The 16,488-nt window shown below is 57.2% G+C and carries 17 protein-coding genes; 8 read left to right on the forward strand and 9 right to left on the reverse strand.

Going from position 1 to position 16,488, the window contains the following annotated elements; translation table 11 throughout:
* Positions 1 to 425 precede the first annotated feature (425 nt).
* Positions 426 to 1,559 carry a FecR family protein gene (locus VIL88_RS16550; protein ID WP_331990720.1) on the reverse strand — a complete coding sequence of 378 codons (1,134 nt, stop codon included), beginning with the start codon at positions 1,557 to 1,559 and terminating at the stop codon, positions 426 to 428.
* 3 nt (positions 1,560 to 1,562) lie between these two features.
* The gene (locus tag VIL88_RS16555) at positions 1,563 to 2,018 is read right to left on the reverse strand and encodes a hypothetical protein (RefSeq protein WP_331990721.1); all 456 of its coding nucleotides are present in this window, start codon (positions 2,016 to 2,018) and stop codon (positions 1,563 to 1,565) included.
* Positions 2,019 to 2,611: 593 nt separating this feature from the next.
* Here VIL88_RS16555 and VIL88_RS16560 point away from each other — a divergent pair.
* Positions 2,612 to 3,007 (forward strand): GFA family protein, encoded by a 396-nt coding sequence (locus VIL88_RS16560; RefSeq protein ID WP_331990722.1) that lies wholly within the window; start codon positions 2,612 to 2,614, stop codon positions 3,005 to 3,007.
* 218 nt (positions 3,008 to 3,225) lie between these two features.
* The gene (locus VIL88_RS16565; protein ID WP_331990723.1) at positions 3,226 to 3,714 is read left to right on the forward strand and encodes a hypothetical protein; all 489 of its coding nucleotides are present in this window, start codon (positions 3,226 to 3,228) and stop codon (positions 3,712 to 3,714) included.
* Positions 3,715 to 3,768: 54 nt separating this feature from the next.
* Here VIL88_RS16565 and VIL88_RS16570 read toward each other — a convergent pair whose 3' ends face one another.
* Both VIL88_RS16570 and VIL88_RS16575 read right to left on the reverse strand, forming a co-directional pair.
* Positions 3,769 to 4,611 carry an SAM-dependent methyltransferase gene (locus tag VIL88_RS16570; protein WP_331990724.1) on the reverse strand — a complete coding sequence of 281 codons (843 nt, stop codon included), beginning with the start codon at positions 4,609 to 4,611 and terminating at the stop codon, positions 3,769 to 3,771.
* A gap of 247 nt (positions 4,612 to 4,858) precedes the next feature.
* Positions 4,859 to 5,230 (reverse strand): hypothetical protein, encoded by a 372-nt coding sequence (locus tag VIL88_RS16575; RefSeq protein ID WP_331990725.1) that lies wholly within the window; start codon positions 5,228 to 5,230, stop codon positions 4,859 to 4,861.
* Here VIL88_RS16575 and VIL88_RS18135 point away from each other — a divergent pair.
* A complete protein-coding gene (locus VIL88_RS18135) occupies positions 5,120 to 5,389 on the forward strand; it encodes a DUF6894 family protein (protein WP_414650155.1) in 270 nt (89 codons plus the stop codon). The genes VIL88_RS16575 and VIL88_RS18135 overlap by 111 nt on opposite strands.
* Before the next feature lie 143 nt (positions 5,390 to 5,532).
* Here the strand turns inward: VIL88_RS18135 and VIL88_RS16585 are convergent, their stop codons facing one another.
* The 4 genes from VIL88_RS16585 to VIL88_RS16600 form a co-directional block, all read right to left on the reverse strand.
* Positions 5,533 to 6,144, reverse strand: coding sequence for a LysE family translocator (locus tag VIL88_RS16585; protein ID WP_331990727.1), 612 nt, complete (start codon positions 6,142 to 6,144; stop codon positions 5,533 to 5,535).
* Between the two features lie 203 nt (positions 6,145 to 6,347).
* A complete protein-coding gene (locus tag VIL88_RS16590; RefSeq protein WP_331990728.1) occupies positions 6,348 to 8,447 on the reverse strand; it encodes a putative bifunctional diguanylate cyclase/phosphodiesterase in 2,100 nt (699 codons plus the stop codon).
* 335 nt (positions 8,448 to 8,782) lie between these two features.
* Positions 8,783 to 9,184: a DUF1428 domain-containing protein gene (locus tag VIL88_RS16595; protein ID WP_331990729.1), complete on the reverse strand. Its 402-nt coding sequence runs from the start codon at positions 9,182 to 9,184 to the stop codon at positions 8,783 to 8,785.
* Positions 9,185 to 9,447: 263 nt separating this feature from the next.
* Positions 9,448 to 9,855: a hypothetical protein gene (locus VIL88_RS16600; protein WP_331990730.1), complete on the reverse strand. Its 408-nt coding sequence runs from the start codon at positions 9,853 to 9,855 to the stop codon at positions 9,448 to 9,450.
* A gap of 116 nt (positions 9,856 to 9,971) precedes the next feature.
* On the opposite strand from VIL88_RS16600, the gene VIL88_RS16605 reads away from it, so the two are divergent.
* The 5 genes from VIL88_RS16605 (at position 9,972) to VIL88_RS16625 (ending at position 15,237) form a co-directional block, all read left to right on the forward strand.
* Complete coding sequence (locus VIL88_RS16605; RefSeq protein ID WP_331990731.1) at positions 9,972 to 10,544, forward strand: TetR/AcrR family transcriptional regulator; 573 nt, start codon at positions 9,972 to 9,974, stop codon at positions 10,542 to 10,544.
* A 157-nt stretch (positions 10,545 to 10,701) separates the two neighbouring features.
* A complete protein-coding gene (locus tag VIL88_RS16610; protein ID WP_331990732.1) occupies positions 10,702 to 11,199 on the forward strand; it encodes a GyrI-like domain-containing protein in 498 nt (165 codons plus the stop codon).
* Positions 11,200 to 11,662: 463 nt separating this feature from the next.
* Complete coding sequence (locus tag VIL88_RS16615) at positions 11,663 to 13,708, forward strand: methyl-accepting chemotaxis protein (RefSeq protein WP_331990889.1); 2,046 nt, start codon at positions 11,663 to 11,665, stop codon at positions 13,706 to 13,708.
* Positions 13,708 to 14,202 carry a chemotaxis protein CheW gene (locus tag VIL88_RS16620; RefSeq protein ID WP_331990733.1) on the forward strand — a complete coding sequence of 165 codons (495 nt, stop codon included), beginning with the start codon at positions 13,708 to 13,710 and terminating at the stop codon, positions 14,200 to 14,202. Before VIL88_RS16615 ends, VIL88_RS16620 begins: the two co-directional genes overlap by 1 nt.
* A 282-nt stretch (positions 14,203 to 14,484) precedes the next feature.
* A complete protein-coding gene (locus tag VIL88_RS16625) occupies positions 14,485 to 15,237 on the forward strand; it encodes an SDR family oxidoreductase (RefSeq protein WP_331990734.1) in 753 nt (250 codons plus the stop codon).
* Between the two features lie 233 nt (positions 15,238 to 15,470).
* Here VIL88_RS16625 and corA read toward each other — a convergent pair whose 3' ends face one another.
* On the reverse strand, positions 15,471 to 16,445 hold the full coding sequence (gene corA / locus VIL88_RS16630; RefSeq protein ID WP_331990735.1) for a magnesium/cobalt transporter CorA: 975 nt from the start codon (positions 16,443 to 16,445) through the stop codon (positions 15,471 to 15,473).
* Positions 16,446 to 16,488 lie beyond the last annotated feature (43 nt).

Raw genomic sequence — 16,488 nt, forward strand, 5'->3', positions numbered from 1 at the left:
GGTATTTGCGGGCTGATCGATAGTCTTCTAGCCGACGTTGGGTTCAACATCGCTGCGGCGGGGGAGCAACTGCTTGAGCTGATCCAGCATGCGCTTTCAGCAAATCTCACAGGAAGTAAGCCCTAAGTCGCAAGAGTTGCCAGCCCATCGAGTACGCTCGCGCAAACCAAAACTCGTCATTCCTATGCCTGTCTGATCGATTGGCGGGAGCAACCCGTCAGCTCTCCATCCCAATGGCGACATTCTCAGCTCAGATATGGAACGGCAGCTTTCCGGAAATGAGAGTTCCATTCTGAAGGACTGGAATGGAGCGCGTCGCTGCCAGTCCGCTGCCTACACATTCTCAGTCGTTCGCCTACTGCTGTTGAGTGCCTAAAGCCGACAAGCGCCTTCAGGATGATACGCAGATGCTCTGATCCGTCGCACTAATCCTTCTTTGCATTGCCTCCACCGGAGTTGCCGTTTCCACCGCCGTTGCCGTTGCCTCCACCGGAGTTGCCGTTTCCACCGCCGTTGCCGTTGCCGCCGCCGGAGTTGCCGTTTCCACCGCCGTTGCCGTTGCCGCCGCCGGAGTTACCGTTCCCACCGCCGTTGCCGTTGCCGCCACCGGAGTTGCCGTTCCCCCCACCGTTGCCGTTGCCGCCGCCGGAGTTGCCGTTCCCACCGCCGTTGCCGTTCCCACCGCCGTTGCCGTTGCCGCCACCGGAGTTGCCGTTCCCACTGCCATTGCCGGCGTTTCCAGCATTGCCATTGCCGCCAGTGGAAGTGCCGGCGGTATCCGCCGGATCTACTGGACGGCCCTGGCTGTCGGCTGGAGTATCAACGGTGCCGTTTACAACTCGAACTCCGTCAAACGAGAACACAGCTACCGAACCAGGTCCGGAAACCTCTAGAGGCTGAGACACGCCGACCTCGGCCTGCTGTCCGCGGACGATGTCAGTGACCAGGTCATTGCCAGTATCCTGCACCTGGACTGTGCCTCGTTCCACGATAACCCGGGCTGCCCCACTTCCCACCGCCACCTGGAAGCGAGTTCCCTTGACCACCGCGGCCATGAAGGGCGTCTGGACGGAGAAGTGCTGAACGTTGCGCTTCTCTACATCCACGGTGATAAGGCCCGCAGCTTGAATGACACTCGTGATTTTCCCAGATCCTTCACGCAGTAGGATCTCGGTACCAGGCTCCAGTTCAATGGCTTCGGCACCACGGGCAAGTCCAACTCGGCCGTCAGGCCCGGTCCGAAGCGTCGCGCCATTTGTGACTGGCATGCCCCTCGCCAAGGCGACCCATCTGCCACTCAGTTTTTGCTCAGCCACGCCGCGCGTTCGGCTCACGACCCAATCCTCTGCAAGAGCAGGTACGAGCATCACGACAAACAACAACAGCTGGAGCACTATTCTGAGCACAGGGATCAATCCTTCGCATTCTTGCGTCTGGAAACGTTGATCCTCAGCAGGTTGCGAGTTCGTTACCGTGCGGCTGATCGGGGCATCAGACGAGACCAAACCGGCCAAGCTGGTAAATCGAAGATGACAGTTGAGCTGACGTTTCGCGGCCAAAAACTACTGTTCGGTAGCCTCAACCAAGTCGGCTAGGGACCAGTGGTGATCTCCGGCACTGCCTCGCAGATCATCAATCTGCCAGCCATCTTCTTCTTCCCGGACAAGCGAGAAGTTTATCGTCACCGGTATGTCACCAGCCCTGAAAGTCGCCACTGCCTCAGCCGTTGCTCCATCCTGTTGCAGGGTTTGAAGATCAAACAGTGTGATGAGGCTGGCCTCGCTTAAGCCGACCATCGGATCAAACCCAAGTTCCTTGAACTGAGCGGGCCCGAGAGTGCCACCCTTTATCATGTTGGTAACACGATCTGAGAAGAACGGCTCGTAGTAGGTCGTTGGCCGGCTTCCAAAGAGGACGAGTTCGTAGAGGGACGACAGCAGGTCCCCAGGGGATGCGAAAAGCGGACCCTGTGCAGACCCTGGCGGCGCAGCACTGCTAGCCACGAGCAATATGCTCATTCGAGCACCGCGTTTCAGGTCTTTCCAGGACAACGACGTTCTCTGCTTCTGCATCAACGATCTAAGGGTAATACCCTCCTGAAGCAGCACCAAGACAACCTATAAACCCATGGCTAACGTCAGCTTGTCGAAGAGGTTCAAAGATGCGGACGCGAAACAAAGAGCCGCCATTTGGCTTAACGTCCCGAGACTCGCCAGTCGGTAACCGACCCTATTGCCAGCATGCTCAAAGGCCCGAAGAGGATCTCTTTCGCCCTGGCCTGGAAGGCTGATGCAACCAGTGTCGCTAGAACACCCATGGTTGCTTGACCGAAGCACGATATAATCCCTCGCCACGGAGGTTGATGTCTGCTTGGTCTACAGCTGCCCGAAAAGCTGCCATTATAAGACCATCCGCTAAGTGCCGTCGCCGCGACCTAAGCGACCGACTGCTTTCAGGAAATTGAAGTAGCACTCTGAATGACCGAAAAGGGCGCATAGCTGATCGGCAGCTTACGACCCCATCTCGGTCATTGGGAGGCAACGAGCTCATTTCCAACAGCGGACACGAACTGTAAGATTGACCACTTGCTGCTCGTATCCAGGACGCGCAAATGCACAAAGGATCATGTCTCTGCGGAGAGATAACTTTCGAAGTCCGTGGCGGCCTTCCCGAGGCTTCCTCGTGCCATTGTAGCAAATGTCGCAAGGTAACCGGACACTACGAAGCTGGGGTGGACGTGAAGAAGTCATCCGTCACCATCAGCGGTGAAGAGAAGCTCACTTGGTATTTCTCATCCGAAAAAGTGCGGCGTGGCTTTTGTTCGACCTGCGGGTCGTCGATGTTTTTCGATCCGCCAGAGGCCGATTGGATCGGCTTGATGCTCGGCACGTTCGATGGGCCAACCGGCACTAAGATCGCCGCGCACATCTTTGTCGGCAGTAAAGGTGACTACTATGAGATTTGCGACGGCGCGCCACAGTACACGACGGTGCCTGCATCCTCTTGAGAGTCCGCTGGCGCAACTCGGCCGCCGAAAGCTGTCAGGCAGCTAACCACTTCGAATTGGCAGGTCAGCAGCCTGCCCCACTACGGCCATACAACTCCAACGCTCTGCAGACTGAATGCAGACGCTGTCGCCAACTTCAACTGTGCACTTCTCACGCTTGAATATGCGCGCAAAATTCGCATAGTGCACGCATAACCGCCCACGGAGTGCGCAATCCCATGTCGAAATTGACGTACACGCAATCAGCAGCTGCAAACCAAGCGCAACTTCCTGATCTTCCGCGACAGGACCAAGACATCTTCGATGACTTCCTGATCATGAAGATCATTGAACAGAAGAGAGTTCAGCAGTTTGGGAATAGGTCTGGAGCCAACACCAATGCGCTGGGCTTTGCGCAGAGGAAAGAGCTGGTGCGAAATCTCGGCGTAAGGATAGACGCTGTGAGGCTGGCTGAGCTTGATGCAGTAACCGAATTCCTGGGGTGCAATAAACAGGAGTTCGTCATGGAACTGCTGGTGGCTGGCCTCGAACAAACAAAGTCAGTGGCTGCTAAGAATGGTCTAGGATTGTTACTAAGCGAGACAATCGATCGTAAGGTGGAGGAGGCAGGCTTTTCCGTCGAACCTTCAGCCAACAAGGGATTTTGGACCCTACACTATAAAGGGCAGCCACTGGAACACGGAGCCGAACAGGCGAAGCAGGGCTAAAATAACTCTAGGGCAATTGAAGCGGAGCTTTCGTGCCGTTGTCCTCCGAAAGCTTCAAAGCGATTTGTATGGCGAGCCCGAAAACCACACGTCGCGACATACGGCAACTGCTGTCTCGTCTGGGGGTCGATCGGCCGTAAGCCAGGCCTTTGTGATGGAGCGGGCCTGTAGAGGATTGGGCACCTTCGTGCACCCAGCCGAATCGGATGCACCAACGCATGGTATGAACCAGGATGGGCCTAGAATGCGTACAGCGAAACCGTTTTCGGACCTTGTCATCAGAAGGGTGAGGCTCACGCTGTTCGATGGACTCCAAGGGAAGATGATCCGCCCGCTCGGCCGCAAAGCTCGCAACCAAGATCCGGGCGGTGAGACGACGCCGGCATTCACGTAAATCAGGTCGCAGTCTGGCAGTTCCATCGCGGTTGCGTCGCCATGCACCACACCCACGGCTTCGAACGGATCAAGGTTAGAGGCGGCTCGATGCGCCAAGCTCTCCTCGATCTCATACGCCTGTACCCGCCCCTTTGGTAGCACCAGCATCGACAGGATAGCGCTGTAGTAGCCGGTGCCCGCACCTACGTGCACCACGACCTCGCCGCTTGCCGGTGCGGCTGCGCCGATCCATGCTGCGTGAAGGTACGGTTCCCCGTTGTTGATCCTTTTCGCCTCGTCAAGGGCAACAAGTCCGTTATGGTACACGTGGATCGGATTGGCGCTCGGCGTCTCGACATAGCGACGGTTAACCACAACCTTCCACGGACCGTGACCGAGGAAGGCTTCTCGGGGGACTAACTCGAAAACGCGCTCGAGCCGTTGATCGTCTGAGCCGCTGGCCACTGCCATTAGTTTCGCGTGAAAGCTGCGCACCTCATCTAGGACTGTCTGATCTCTCACAGATGGCCTCCACGTCCGCTTGCTTTCAATACTGCCTCATAGCAGACGGTCTGGAAACCACCCCTGAGCTGCCGATTGGCGTTGGGGTGTAGGTGGGAACTTAGAGCCCTCCCTCATACATCGATGGTGTGGGGGAACGCTTCAAGCCTCGCAAACTGAGACCCCGCAAAGGTTTCGTAAAAATGAGAGGCTTGAAGCGTCCCCTCAACGTGGCTTGTGCACGTGGGTCCCGATATCGGCAGCGCGACTACTTGTCCTTGTTTGGATCTGGCGGCGTCTTTCCGACTTCGGGTATCGGTGTGGCATCAGCATCGCTGCCGGCCTCCACGTCTTTGAGGTCCGGGGCTTTCGGTTTCGGTTTGTTTTTTTCGGCCATGTCACTCTCCTCAATCAAGGTTAGCGGGTCAGAACGAATACGGTTCCCTCGATAGAGGCTGATGTGACCTTCTTGGCGTTGAGGGTTTGCGCATGTGTCACCGCGCTCGTCCAAGCCTGCGGTGATTGAGAGATGCGATGTGGTTTTGCCCACCAGGAGCAACACCATGCCTCGATACTTTTCCACATTCGAGATGGCATCGACCTTCCAGATACCGTGGGTACGATACTGGAAGATGATCACTCTGCGCTTTACGAAGCTAAGGTGACCAGCACCGAGATGATCAAGCAGCTCGGACGCAGCTTCTGGAACAGCGGCACTTGGGAAATGCAAATCGTCGAGGAAGGCGGCCGCGATATCTCGACGTTTACGTTTACAGGAACCATCATCGACAGACGATAAATTTGAGGGTGGCAGCCACCGACCCCGATGCCGTCGGCCTCCTGTCGATCCCTCACGGCCGTTTGCCATTTACACTAGCGACCTCGAGAGCCGCCGCGCGGTTTAAGGTGGTTCTCTCGCTTTGCGGCTCTATGGCCTCAAGTCTATCGCTCCGTGAGTGCAAGCTTGGCGCCAAGAGCTACGAAGGCGGCTGCAAAGCTGCGGCGCATCCAGGTCATCACCGCAGGCCTCGAGATAACGTGGCTTCGCATCGAAGCGGCAAATAAGCCGTATACTGCAAAAACGACAAATGTCAGCAGCATGAATACGCTGCTTAGTTCCACCATGCGATTGAGCGCGTTTGGAGAAGAAGCGGGAACGAATTGGGGCAAGAAAGCAAAGAAGAAGATTGAGAGTTTCGGGTTTAGGATGTTGATCAGGATCGCTTCAACAATCACCTCGGCAACAGACTTTTCAGTCCTGCTGCCCTCGACGCTGAGAACTCCACTCTCCTTCAAGGTCATCCAGGCCATATAGAGCAGGTAGGCGACGCCGAGATACTTGATGATCTCGAACGCTAGGGCACTTGTATGCAAAATGGCCGCCAAGCCGGAAATTGCAGCGATCATGTGCAGGATGATGCCGACGGTGCAACCGAACGCTGCCCAAAGGCTCGCCTTACCACCGCGGCCCAACCCAGCGGCTATAGTATAGATAGCCCCTGTTCCGGGGGACGCTACGACAATAAAGGTAGTTAGAAGAAACTCGACACTCATCGTCCCGACCCTCATGGCCCAGTTCTATAGGCTTTGAGCCCTCGCACACCATACCCAGTTCCACTGCTGATGGAACAGTCCGGTTTCAACCCAATTCGTCAAAGCCGCCGTTCCCCTTCCCCAACGGAGCCGGGCAGATGCCACCCCAAATCAGACCTTAGCCGCGAGTTCATGACTTTCCGTAAGCTGCCGTAATCTCAGCACTAGGCCAATAGTGCGTGAGGACGAGAACAGCCAGCCATCTGCAACAGGCGCTCGGGGGTAACTGGCCTTGATAGAAAGTACCCCTGCAATTCGTCGCAACCCATTCCTTGCAGGATCTTGTGCTGCAATGGCGTTTCTACTCCTTCTGCCGCAACCCGCATCTTCATCACGCGGGCGAGTTGGATGATTGCCCGGACGATTTCATCGATCTCGCTGTCATGACCAAGCTGGTCGACGAACGAGCGGTCGATCTTGAGCTTGTCGATCCTGTACTTACGCAGGTAGGTGATGGAAGAATATCCAGTGCCAAAATCGTCTAGGGCAATGCGCACACCAGCTTCGCGCAGCTGTGCCAAGGTGCTCTGGACAACTGCAGACCTCTCCAGCAGCAATCCTTCGGTAATCTCAACCTCAAGCCGTTCAGGCGCCAGTCCCACCTCTTTCAGGCATGCAAGCACGCGATCTGCCAGATGTTCATCATGGAACTGGGCAGGCGAGAAGTTCACCGCGATCCAAGCCAGATCTGTCCCGACGGCAAAGGCGCAGGCCCTTTGCAGCACCCACATACCCAAGGCGCCGATCAGGCCGCGTTCTTCTGCAAGTTCTATGAAGTGATCCGGCGAAAGCAGGCCCTGGGCCGGATGGTTCCATCGCACCAACGCTTCCGCACCAATGATGGTCGTGCCTGAGATATTATATAGTGGTTGATAGGCGAGCGTAAGTTCATCACCTGCAATGGCCAAGCGAAGCTCTCGCTCAAGAGCCCTTCGGTGTCTAACTTGGTCGTCCAAGTCACCGACAAAGATCTGATGGCGACCTCGCCCAGTGGCCTTCGCTTGATAGAGCGCAATGTCAGCCTTGCGCATCATGTCTTGTGGTGTGCCATCGGTCTGGTTGGACAGCACGACGCCAATGCTCACGCCGACGTCGGCTTCATCCCCGTTTAGATCAAAGGAGTGACTGATCGAGTTGATGATCCGCTCGCAAAGAATCTCTGCACCCTTATCATCGGCGGGTTCGATTTGAATTATAGCGAACTCATCGCCCCCTAGCCGAGCAACAGTGTCCACATCCCGGACGCATGAAGAAAGGCGTTCCGCGACCTGACGGATGAGCTCATCGCCAGCATGGTGGCCAAGTGTGTCGTTGACGTGCTTGAACCGATCAAGATCGAGGTAGTGCAGTGCAATCCTGGAACCGCTGCGCCTAACGCTCGCCAGAGCACGCTCAAGGCGATCCTCGAACAAAGCTCGGTTCGGGATTTCGGTAAGAGGATCATGAAAGGCGAGAAATTTCGCTTGCGCCTCGCTGACCTGAAGCGCACCCGACGTCTTACGCAGCCGCACAACGAGCAGCGCCAATACTACAGCTCCGAAGATGCTACCTACAACTAGCAGAGGGCCAACCTCCGCCACCAGTTCACGCGCGGGGTATCTGGCATTCCAGGTCAAAAAGCCAATGATGCGCCCGTTCTCCGCTGTCACCGGAACAGCGGCTCTCGAATGCAACAAACTAGCAGTGCCGCTGTAGACGAGCTCCTCCAGCTTGTATTTTGCAGCGATCACCTTTGTCAGTGCCGAGTCAATTGCCTGAACAGAAACCAGCAGGTACTCCTCGCCCGGCCGCTGGGTGACGGCACCTGAGCTGGGGAGAATAGGGCGGACGCTCACAATATTGGCGCTGCCGTCTTGAAGCTGGACAAACTCGAGCTCACCTTGACCCAGCACCGCTGCGGTAGAGTCCTCAAGCCCAGATGCAGCCTCTGCCATTGTCCTGCGTAACTGCTGGACTGATGGAAGAACCGCATCTGCATCGGCTTCAAACCGGCGCCGGGGAGCGGTGGTGCCATTTTCTGCAGCACGGACGGGTTGATTGTCGGGACCGAGTACATACACACGGTCGTGGCCATAGTACTCACCCATCCATTCGACGAGGTTTTCAGCCATCCAGGGACCATCATTAGCGCGAACCGCGATAACGGCGTCGTCCCATATGGCGGAACTATCCTGCTCGAGAGGTAGCTCGTCGGCTTGCTCCTGCAATCCTGCACGAGCCAACGCAGACTGGTCGCTGAGGGCACGATCGTCGATGCGCTGCACCGCCCACCACCCAACAAAGATCGAAACCAGGAGTAGGCATAACCCTAAGCCGACCGAAATCCACGTCAGTTGGACTGCCAGCCCCTTGTGGCGGGACTGGCCTAAATTTGGCTTCTGAGTTCGACTTTTTACGGCAGTCCTAGCTGCCTGCGTAGAGGCCATGCACGATCCTCGGAATACCCGCACAAGGTTGCACGGGCTGTCCTAAGGATGGTTGAACATCATGAACGATCAAACCGACTTTGAAACCGAAATGGCAGGGGACTGCTGTCGACCCCATTCTAAACGTTAAGCTGCGTGTCTTTTTCGCCCAGAAGCTGCCACTACAGGGTGGGTCAGCGTAGGTCGTACTCGACATCGAATCCTGCAGCAATCAGTCGTCGGCCATCGAATACCGGCTCTTCATCCATTGTCGCCTGAATACGGGGATCGATCACGACAGCTTTCACGGCGCGGTCACGAACTTCTTTGCTTGGCCACTCGGTTATCGAGATGACGACTGTCTCACCGTCATCTGCACCCGCTAGCTTTCTGATGTCGGGCAATTCGCCAGCCGCGTAATTGTCCATGGCGTCGGAAGCATGAAAGTCAGCATCATCAGAGTCCTCAGACTGCCAGCAGTCGACGACACGAACAGCACCATACTCTCGATAGATCTCGGCGATACGGGCAGAAAACGCGAGATAGACCGCCTTGCGGTCCGTCCGTACCGGCACAATGGTGATGTCGTTAAACATCTTGCTGTCTCCTAAGAACATGCCGCTACAGAGGTACCTCAGTCGGCCTGACAATACCGTCATCTCGCAAGGCCAACCCTGTCTTGTAAAGCTACGACCAATTCGAGGTCTGGGGAACTGCATTCGACCCACTGCGGTCATCAAGCGACACAATCGGATTTCTGCCAGCGTCCGTTCTCTCGAAGAGCAACAAAGATACGAACGATAGGTGCTTCATCCGAAGTGCTGACGAGTGATCCTAGCTAAAGAGAAGCCTGACTGTCTCAAGCGGCGCCACGTCGGCAACCGACCAGCAGGAGAATGGCCATTGCCCCGAAGAGCACCCACTGCGGCATCGGCCAAGGACTCGAGAACCACATCGCACCTAATCCGAGGAACAGCACCGCGATCAGCGCGAACTGGCCTCCAATAAGCACGGCGACTGGTCGCCGCCAGGCTGGGCGTGTGGCTGCAGCTAGCGCAGCGCCACTGCCAATCAGAAGCAAAACGGTGATCTGGTGCCACATGACATCAAAGACGCCTTTCACTACATGCGGCAAGTTGCTGGCGAGAAGGGGGGACATGATCTCGGGGGTGCCTGCCAAAACGTGGATGGCACTTGTTATCAGTGACAAGGCACCTGCAGCCACAAACCACCACGACGGACTCAGTTCCAGTCTTAAAACAGGCATGTTGCCTCAATACATTGAACCATACGGATCCGTATGTTCTTGCACCGGGACTTGCCGATGTCCATACGGGGCCGTATGGATGCGGCGGCATGACGCGGATAAGGTTCGGAAGCGCAATGGCAGCAAAACGTTACGGGCCGCATGACTGGATAGTTGCAGCGATGGCGGCGCTCGCTGAAGGCGGTATCGAAGCCGTGCGGATAGAGAAGCTGGCGCGGCGGCTCAACACTTCTAAAGGCTCCTTCTACTGGCATTTCGCCGATCGGCCGGCGCTTCTCACGGCTGTGCTGGATTTCTGGGAAGCAGAGGGCACCAGTTTGGTGATCAGCTCCGCTGATACCATCGAGAACCCTGCCGAACGGATGCGGGCAGTTGTCGACGCCGCCTTGATTGCCACAGAGCAAGGTATCGACGTTGCCCGCACCGAGTCAGCCTTGCGCGCGTGGGCAGCGGAGGAGCCGGTGGTAGCCCAGCGGATCGCGCGCGTGGATGAACGCCGGATCGCCTACTTGGCCGAGATCCTTGAGCTCACGGGTTATGACAGCACCTCTGCAAAACGTCTGGGTACCGGCATCTACTTCGCTCTTTTGGGACTGTACGATGTGAGGCGATATGCACCGCCGCTTGCCGTCGACCACGCTTTTCATGCCTTGGTGAAGGGCATAGTCACCTCGGCACCTCAGAAATGAGAACAGCCGACGGTACTGGTCAAGCTACAGTGGGCTGCAGCCAGTCCCGAAGAGGGCACTAATGCTCAATGAGATGTCGTTACGCGCAGTGCTGCTTCGTCTTTGAAGTAAGGGTGGCTGCGTCAGTAACCCCGTCATATGCATAGAGTGGGGCACAATGGACATCATCAAACCGCCAGCAGTGGAAAATCGATCGAGCCTCTATACGCTTGGGATAAGCGAGACGATTCCGTTTCGGGGAATGATAAGCGCTCGGGATCGCCTATGGGCAGAGTTGATCGTGTGGCTGGACCAAGGCAACATACCTCATGCTGGCCTGCTTTACCTCCGGCTGAACGTCGTCAACATGGCCGGTGGAATGGATGTAGAGGCTGGCGTTATTACAGCCCTTTCGTTACCCGGCGAGGGTCGGATCAGGTCTGGTGTGATCCCGGGAGGCATGTACGCGACCTTGACGCACCGCAATCACTCGGTGCGAGCCAACAAACTACTCCTCGATTGGGTAGATACTCACAAGATCCGCTTGGACCGAAAGGTTGAACTTTCAGGAGAGCGTTCCGGGTGCCGATATGAGCAGGTGCTAACAGACGTGACGAACGAGCCACGGAGAACAAACTGGCTAGTTCAACTCAATGTTCTTATGGTCAGCGACTGATGCCCCTGCGGAAGCATGCTGAAGTTGCTCTTCTAACTGGAGGCGCGTCTGCAATTTAGGCTTGTGCACGCTGTGACGATTGCGCCGCTGTTGAGGGAGCGTCACGTAAAGGCAGCTTTCCGGGCTCAGTGAACCTGAACCGGACGTTCTGTTATCCACCTCGAAGTAGCCGGTCAGCTATAGCCACTCAAAGGAGGGAAACTGCCGTCACCAGTTGAAACACAGCGCTTGATGGTCCGAAAGGAATTGGGATTCTAACTAAGGTCTTGTGAGCCGCTAATAAAATCCCGCGTCGCTTACTGCTTTTTAATTCATCCATCTTATGGTGAATGAAGAACGAACAGAAGCAGCGTGCCACTTCGTTGGGACGAGACGCACCCTTGCCCTATGTCTTCGACAAATAGGTCTGTTGCTACGGCTCGGACGTGTTGAGTGGGTGTAATCAATGGGTATAATCTTGCGTATGCAGCTTGGAACCAAGCTTGCGATTTCTTCCGGTCTTGGCGTGACGCTGGTTGCCGCCATGCTTGTGACCAATGTCATTACAAGCCTTTCCATGGCTGATGCAGCAGATCAGGCGCAGCGACAAGCGTCTATCGCGCGGCTAATGGCAAGCGCCGAGGGGGCGGTCGAGGGCCTGCGTATCTTTACACGCGACATGCGGCTCAACGCTTCTCCCGAACAGGTGAAAGTTGCATCCGAGCAGGCAAACACCGAGTTCACCGAACTTGTCAGTCTCCTCGATCAGGCGACGGCACTCATGGTCTCGGAAGAAAATCGTGAACGGGCAGCCTCGATTAAAGCGATGGGTGAGCAGTATCACGGCGCAGTCGACGACCTGCTGGCGGCGCGCCTAGCCGACATAGCAGCCCAGGTAACCGCTCCATCTGTCGCGACTATGACAGTTGTCGATGAAATGAATGCCATCGCCCCTCAAATGCGCGATCTTCTTGTCGAAGGCATGGAGGTGGCAACCGCCCGTGCGGTGGAGGAAGACACCCAGCTCGATGCGGAATTGAGCACCGGCCGCACCATCATGCTCGCCTTTGGCGCAGCTGTGATGCTTGTGCTGGTCGGAGCGGCAATCTTCGGTATGCGCTCCATTGCTGCGCCAGTTCGCCGTATCACCAAGTCGATGGGCGATCTGGCACAAGGCGATCTACAGACAGAGATCCCATTCACGGAGCGCCACGACGAAATTGGCGCCATGGCCGCGGCCGTCCAGGTGTTCAGGGAGAACGGCATCAAGGTCGCCGCCATGAGCCAGGACGAAGCTACTCGCGCCCAGGCTGCGGCTGCGCGTGCTGCCATGATGCAGGACTTCCAGGCCGCCTTCGACACAGTGGTTGAAGCCACCGTCGAGGGCGACTTCTCCAAGCGCATCGAAGGCCGGTTCGGCGATGCCGACATCGATCGCATCTCCACGAACTTCAACGGCATGCTGGAAACGGTCTCGGCCGGGCTCACGGAAGCAGGCTATGTGCTTGCCGCCCTGGCGCGTACCGACCTGACGCAGCGAATGGAAGGCAGCTATCGCGGAGCCTTCGCTTCGCTACGCGACGATACCAATGCGGTGGCCAGCACCTTGTCCGACGTGGTCGGGCAGTTGCGCGGCACCTCGCGGGCCCTCAAGTCGGCCACGGGCGAGATCCTGGCGGGCACCAATGACCTGGCCGAGCGCACCACCAAGCAGGCGGCTGCCATCGAAGAAACGTCTGCGGCGATGGAGCAACTGGCGACCACGGTTACCGACAATGCACGTAAGGCGCAGGATGCAGCATCGCGCACCCAGTCGGCGGCCCTGCTTGCCGATGAAGGCGGTCAGGTGATGGAGCAGGCGACCCAGGCCATGGACCGCATCAGCACCTCCTCAGCCAAGATCTCCAACATCATCGGCCTGATCGACGACATTGCCTTCCAGACCAATCTGCTGGCCCTCAACGCTTCTGTCGAAGCCGCTCGTGCCGGTGAAGCTGGCAAGGGCTTTGCCGTCGTTGCGGTGGAAGTGCGGCGGCTGGCCCAGTCGGCCGCTCAGGCCTCGGCCGACGTCAAGGCGCTGATCGAGCAGAGCTCGGTGGAAGTGAGCGGCGGCACTAAGCTCGTCGACAATGCCGCGCAAAAGCTGCAGGCGATTCTTGAGGCCGTGCGGGAAAACAGCGTTCTGATGCAGGGCATATCCTCGGCCAGCGGCGAGCAGTCTTCGGCCATCGCTGAAGTCACCACCGCCATTCGCCAGATGGACGAGATGACCCAGCACAATGCGGCGCTGGTGGAAGAAACAAATGCTGCGATCGAGCAGACAGAGGCTCAGGCGGTTGAGCTCGACAAGATCGTGGACGTGTTCAAAATCGACAGCAGCGGTGAGCGGCAGGCAGCGTCTGTAATTCACAGCACGGCGTTAGTACCTAAAACTGGCATTCGTGCCCTCCAGCACAAGGTCCAGACTGCTGCCAAGTCCTATCTCAGCCACGGCAGTGCAGCCGTCAAGCAGGACTGGAGTGAGTTCTAATGGACTTTCTGTCTGATCCAGAGTCCCAGCCCGGCGGCTCGACGCTGGGAGCCGCGGACGCTGCAACGGCCAACCAGTTTGTGACCTTCACCTGCGGCCAGCGCCTCTTTGGCATCGAGATCATGTCCGTGCGCGAAATTCGTAAATGGTCACAAACGACGCCTATGCCCAGTCAGCCTTATGGCGCCTGCGGGGTGCTCGACATCCGTGGCAGCATCGTCGAGATCTATGATCTTGCCGCCATGCTGGGGGCCCATAGCGCCGAAGAGGAGGCGAGCAAGGTGATCCTTGTTGTTTCGTTGGGCGATCGGGATGTAGGCGTAATTGCCGATACGGTGTCCGACATCATCTTTGCAAAGCCCGAGGACCTGCGCCCGTCACCGAACGGCAAGGGACGTGGCGAAAGCAGCGTCGCCAAGCTGGTCAGGAGCGGCGACCACCTCATTGCCGTGCTTGATCTCGACGTGCTGTTTCCAAGCTATACGTCGCATTAATTGAGCGGTGACTCGCCTGCGAGGGAGGGTCACCGCCAAAACGAATGGCCGCCTTTTGGCTCATGGAAAAAGGTCCGCTTACCGGCACTTGCTACCGAAAGCGGTCAGTCCACTTGCCACCCCGCAGGCCATGATCGTCAGTCGAGCCCATCTCAGTCGCCCCAAATAAGCGGCCTGCAGCCCGGAGAGCGGTGCTTTGGACGTCACTCAGGTGCGTGAAAACCGGGTCGTTCCCGCCGGCCAAAAGCCATAGTTGCACGACTTCACAAGTGGAGTTGAGGCATGAGACTGCTGGACGGAAAAGTGGCGATCATCACGGGCGCAAGCTCAGGCATTGGACAGGCGGCTGCCAAATTGTTTGCTGCACATGGCGCATCTGTAGTGCTCGTAGCCCGCCGCGAACAACCTTTGAAATCAACCGTTGAAGAGATCAGAGACGGTGGCGGCGACGCCCTCGCCGTTGCAGGCGATGTGAGTGAGGCGCGCACACATCAAGAGGCCGTTGCTGCCGCGCAGGTTACCTTTGGCCGATTGCACATCGCGTTCAACAATGCCGGACTGGTTGGAGCAATGAAGCCTTTGGCCGAGATCGAGCCGGAGCAATGGGCTCACGTTATGGCAGTGAACCTGACTGCGGCTTTCCTAGGTGCCAGGGTTCAGATACCGGCCATGCTGAAGGGGGGCGGCGGAGCACTTATCTTCACAAGCAGCTTCGTTGGCAACAGCGTGGGCTTGCCTGGAATGGCACCATATGGAGTGGCCAAAGCAGGTCTGATGGGCCTGGTGCGCGGCATCACCGCAGATTACGCCGCAACAGGCATTCGAGCGAATGCCCTCCTGCCTGGTGGCACCGCGACCGACATGGCTGGAAACGCTGCCCAACGTGAGTGGGCTGCAGGCCTGCATGCCATGAAGCGGATCGCTGAACCCGAAGAAATCGCGAAAGCAGCGCTATTCCTCGCGAGCGACATGTCGAGCTTTGTCACGGGATCGGCGCTTTGGGCAGATGGCGGCAACGCTGCGGTGAAACTGTAGGTGAGCGTTTTCCTTAAGCCGGCGGTAGGCGAAACGATCTGCCTACCTGCTCGTTGTGCTCGAAACTAGGAGACAAAAATGCTTAAACGCCTGACCGCCATATTTCTTCTAACACTTGCGCTTGGCTCAGCGCTCTCTGCCTGTGACATGGCTCCCGATAACGACGACGCTGAAGTCGAAGTCGATGACGATTGATCTTCAGGCGATATGCCGTAAGCCTTCATCTACCTCGCTCAAAGCCAGCCTTTTCGCTTAAAGTAGAGGAACGGCAGAAGGGCAGACAAAGCCATCAGTCCGATCGCCCACGGATAGCCGATCACCCAGTCCAGCTCCGGCATGAAGTCGAAGTTCATGCCATAAATTGATGCGACTAGTGTCGGCGGCAGGAAGACGACTGCCGCAACCGAGAAGATCTTGATAATCTGGTTCTGCTCCAGATTGATTAGACCGAGGGTCGCGTTCAGCAGGAAATCCAGTCGCGATGACAGCGCTCGGGCGTGGTCTCCAAGGGCAGTAGCATCCCGCTGGATGATCCGCATGAGCTGCTTGGTAGTGCGGTTGTCGTCTCCCGCCTCTTGTACGGCAGCGTAGTAGGCAATGAGCCGTGAAGAGCTCACCAGGCTTTCCTGGACCATGGTCAGCAGCTCTGCCTTGTGTCCAACCTGAGCGATCAAAGCTTCAAGGTTGCGCGTCTTCTTGTTGGCTTTCTCTCGCCCCTTCTTGAAGATCTCCTTCGATATCGTGTCCATCTCGTTGCCGACACGTTCAAGCGCGTCAGCAGTGCGGTCAATCATCGCCTCAATAAGCCCGAGCATCACCTGCTCCCCGCTCTGGTGCGGCAGACCCCCGGCGCGCTGCGCACGCGCCAGATACGCCAGGAACGGCTTAGGCTCGACATAACGCACAGTCACAAGAGACTTGCCCTTGAGAACGAAGGTGATGGGAGTCTTGATGGGACTGTCAGTGTCGAGATGGGCCAGAGCTGTCATGGTCATGAAGACAGCGTCTTCCTCCGAATAGAGGCGCGCCGACAGTTCGATCTCTTCCATCTCGGCTTTGGTGGGGAGGGTGATGGCGATGCCCTGCTCGACCTGCTGAACTTCCTGAGGCGACGGATCGATGAGGTCCATCCAGATTGGTGGATCTGCGGGTAAGCAGGTCTCAACAGGAATGAGTTTGTTGCCGTTACGCGAATACATGCGCAGCATCAGTAGCTCCTAGCGTAGGACGTCAGCGCCAGGACGGATGCAG

The sequence above is a fragment of the Devosia sp. genome (assembly GCF_036563435.1).
GTDB lineage: Bacteria > Pseudomonadota > Alphaproteobacteria > Rhizobiales > Devosiaceae > Devosia.

Coding starts and splice junctions, on each gene's coding strand:
- VIL88_RS18135 (WP_414650155.1), top strand. CDS start 5,120: ATGCGATGTGGTTTTGCCCACCAGGAGCAACACCATGCCTCGATACTT.
- VIL88_RS16615 (WP_331990889.1), top strand. CDS start 11,663: ATGCAGCTTGGAACCAAGCTTGCGATTTCTTCCGGTCTTGGCGTGACG.
- VIL88_RS16620 (WP_331990733.1), top strand. CDS start 13,708: ATGGACTTTCTGTCTGATCCAGAGTCCCAGCCCGGCGGCTCGACGCTG.
- VIL88_RS16610 (WP_331990732.1), top strand. CDS start 10,702: ATGGACATCATCAAACCGCCAGCAGTGGAAAATCGATCGAGCCTCTAT.
- VIL88_RS16560 (WP_331990722.1), top strand. CDS start 2,612: ATGCACAAAGGATCATGTCTCTGCGGAGAGATAACTTTCGAAGTCCGT.
- corA (WP_331990735.1), bottom strand. CDS start 16,445: ATGCTGCGCATGTATTCGCGTAACGGCAACAAACTCATTCCTGTTGAG.
- VIL88_RS16595 (WP_331990729.1), bottom strand. CDS start 9,184: ATGTTTAACGACATCACCATTGTGCCGGTACGGACGGACCGCAAGGCG.
- VIL88_RS16565 (WP_331990723.1), top strand. CDS start 3,226: ATGTCGAAATTGACGTACACGCAATCAGCAGCTGCAAACCAAGCGCAA.
- VIL88_RS16605 (WP_331990731.1), top strand. CDS start 9,972: ATGGCAGCAAAACGTTACGGGCCGCATGACTGGATAGTTGCAGCGATG.
- VIL88_RS16625 (WP_331990734.1), top strand. CDS start 14,485: ATGAGACTGCTGGACGGAAAAGTGGCGATCATCACGGGCGCAAGCTCA.
- VIL88_RS16555 (WP_331990721.1), bottom strand. CDS start 2,018: ATGAGCATATTGCTCGTGGCTAGCAGTGCTGCGCCGCCAGGGTCTGCA.
- VIL88_RS16600 (WP_331990730.1), bottom strand. CDS start 9,855: ATGCCTGTTTTAAGACTGGAACTGAGTCCGTCGTGGTGGTTTGTGGCT.
- VIL88_RS16585 (WP_331990727.1), bottom strand. CDS start 6,144: ATGAGTGTCGAGTTTCTTCTAACTACCTTTATTGTCGTAGCGTCCCCC.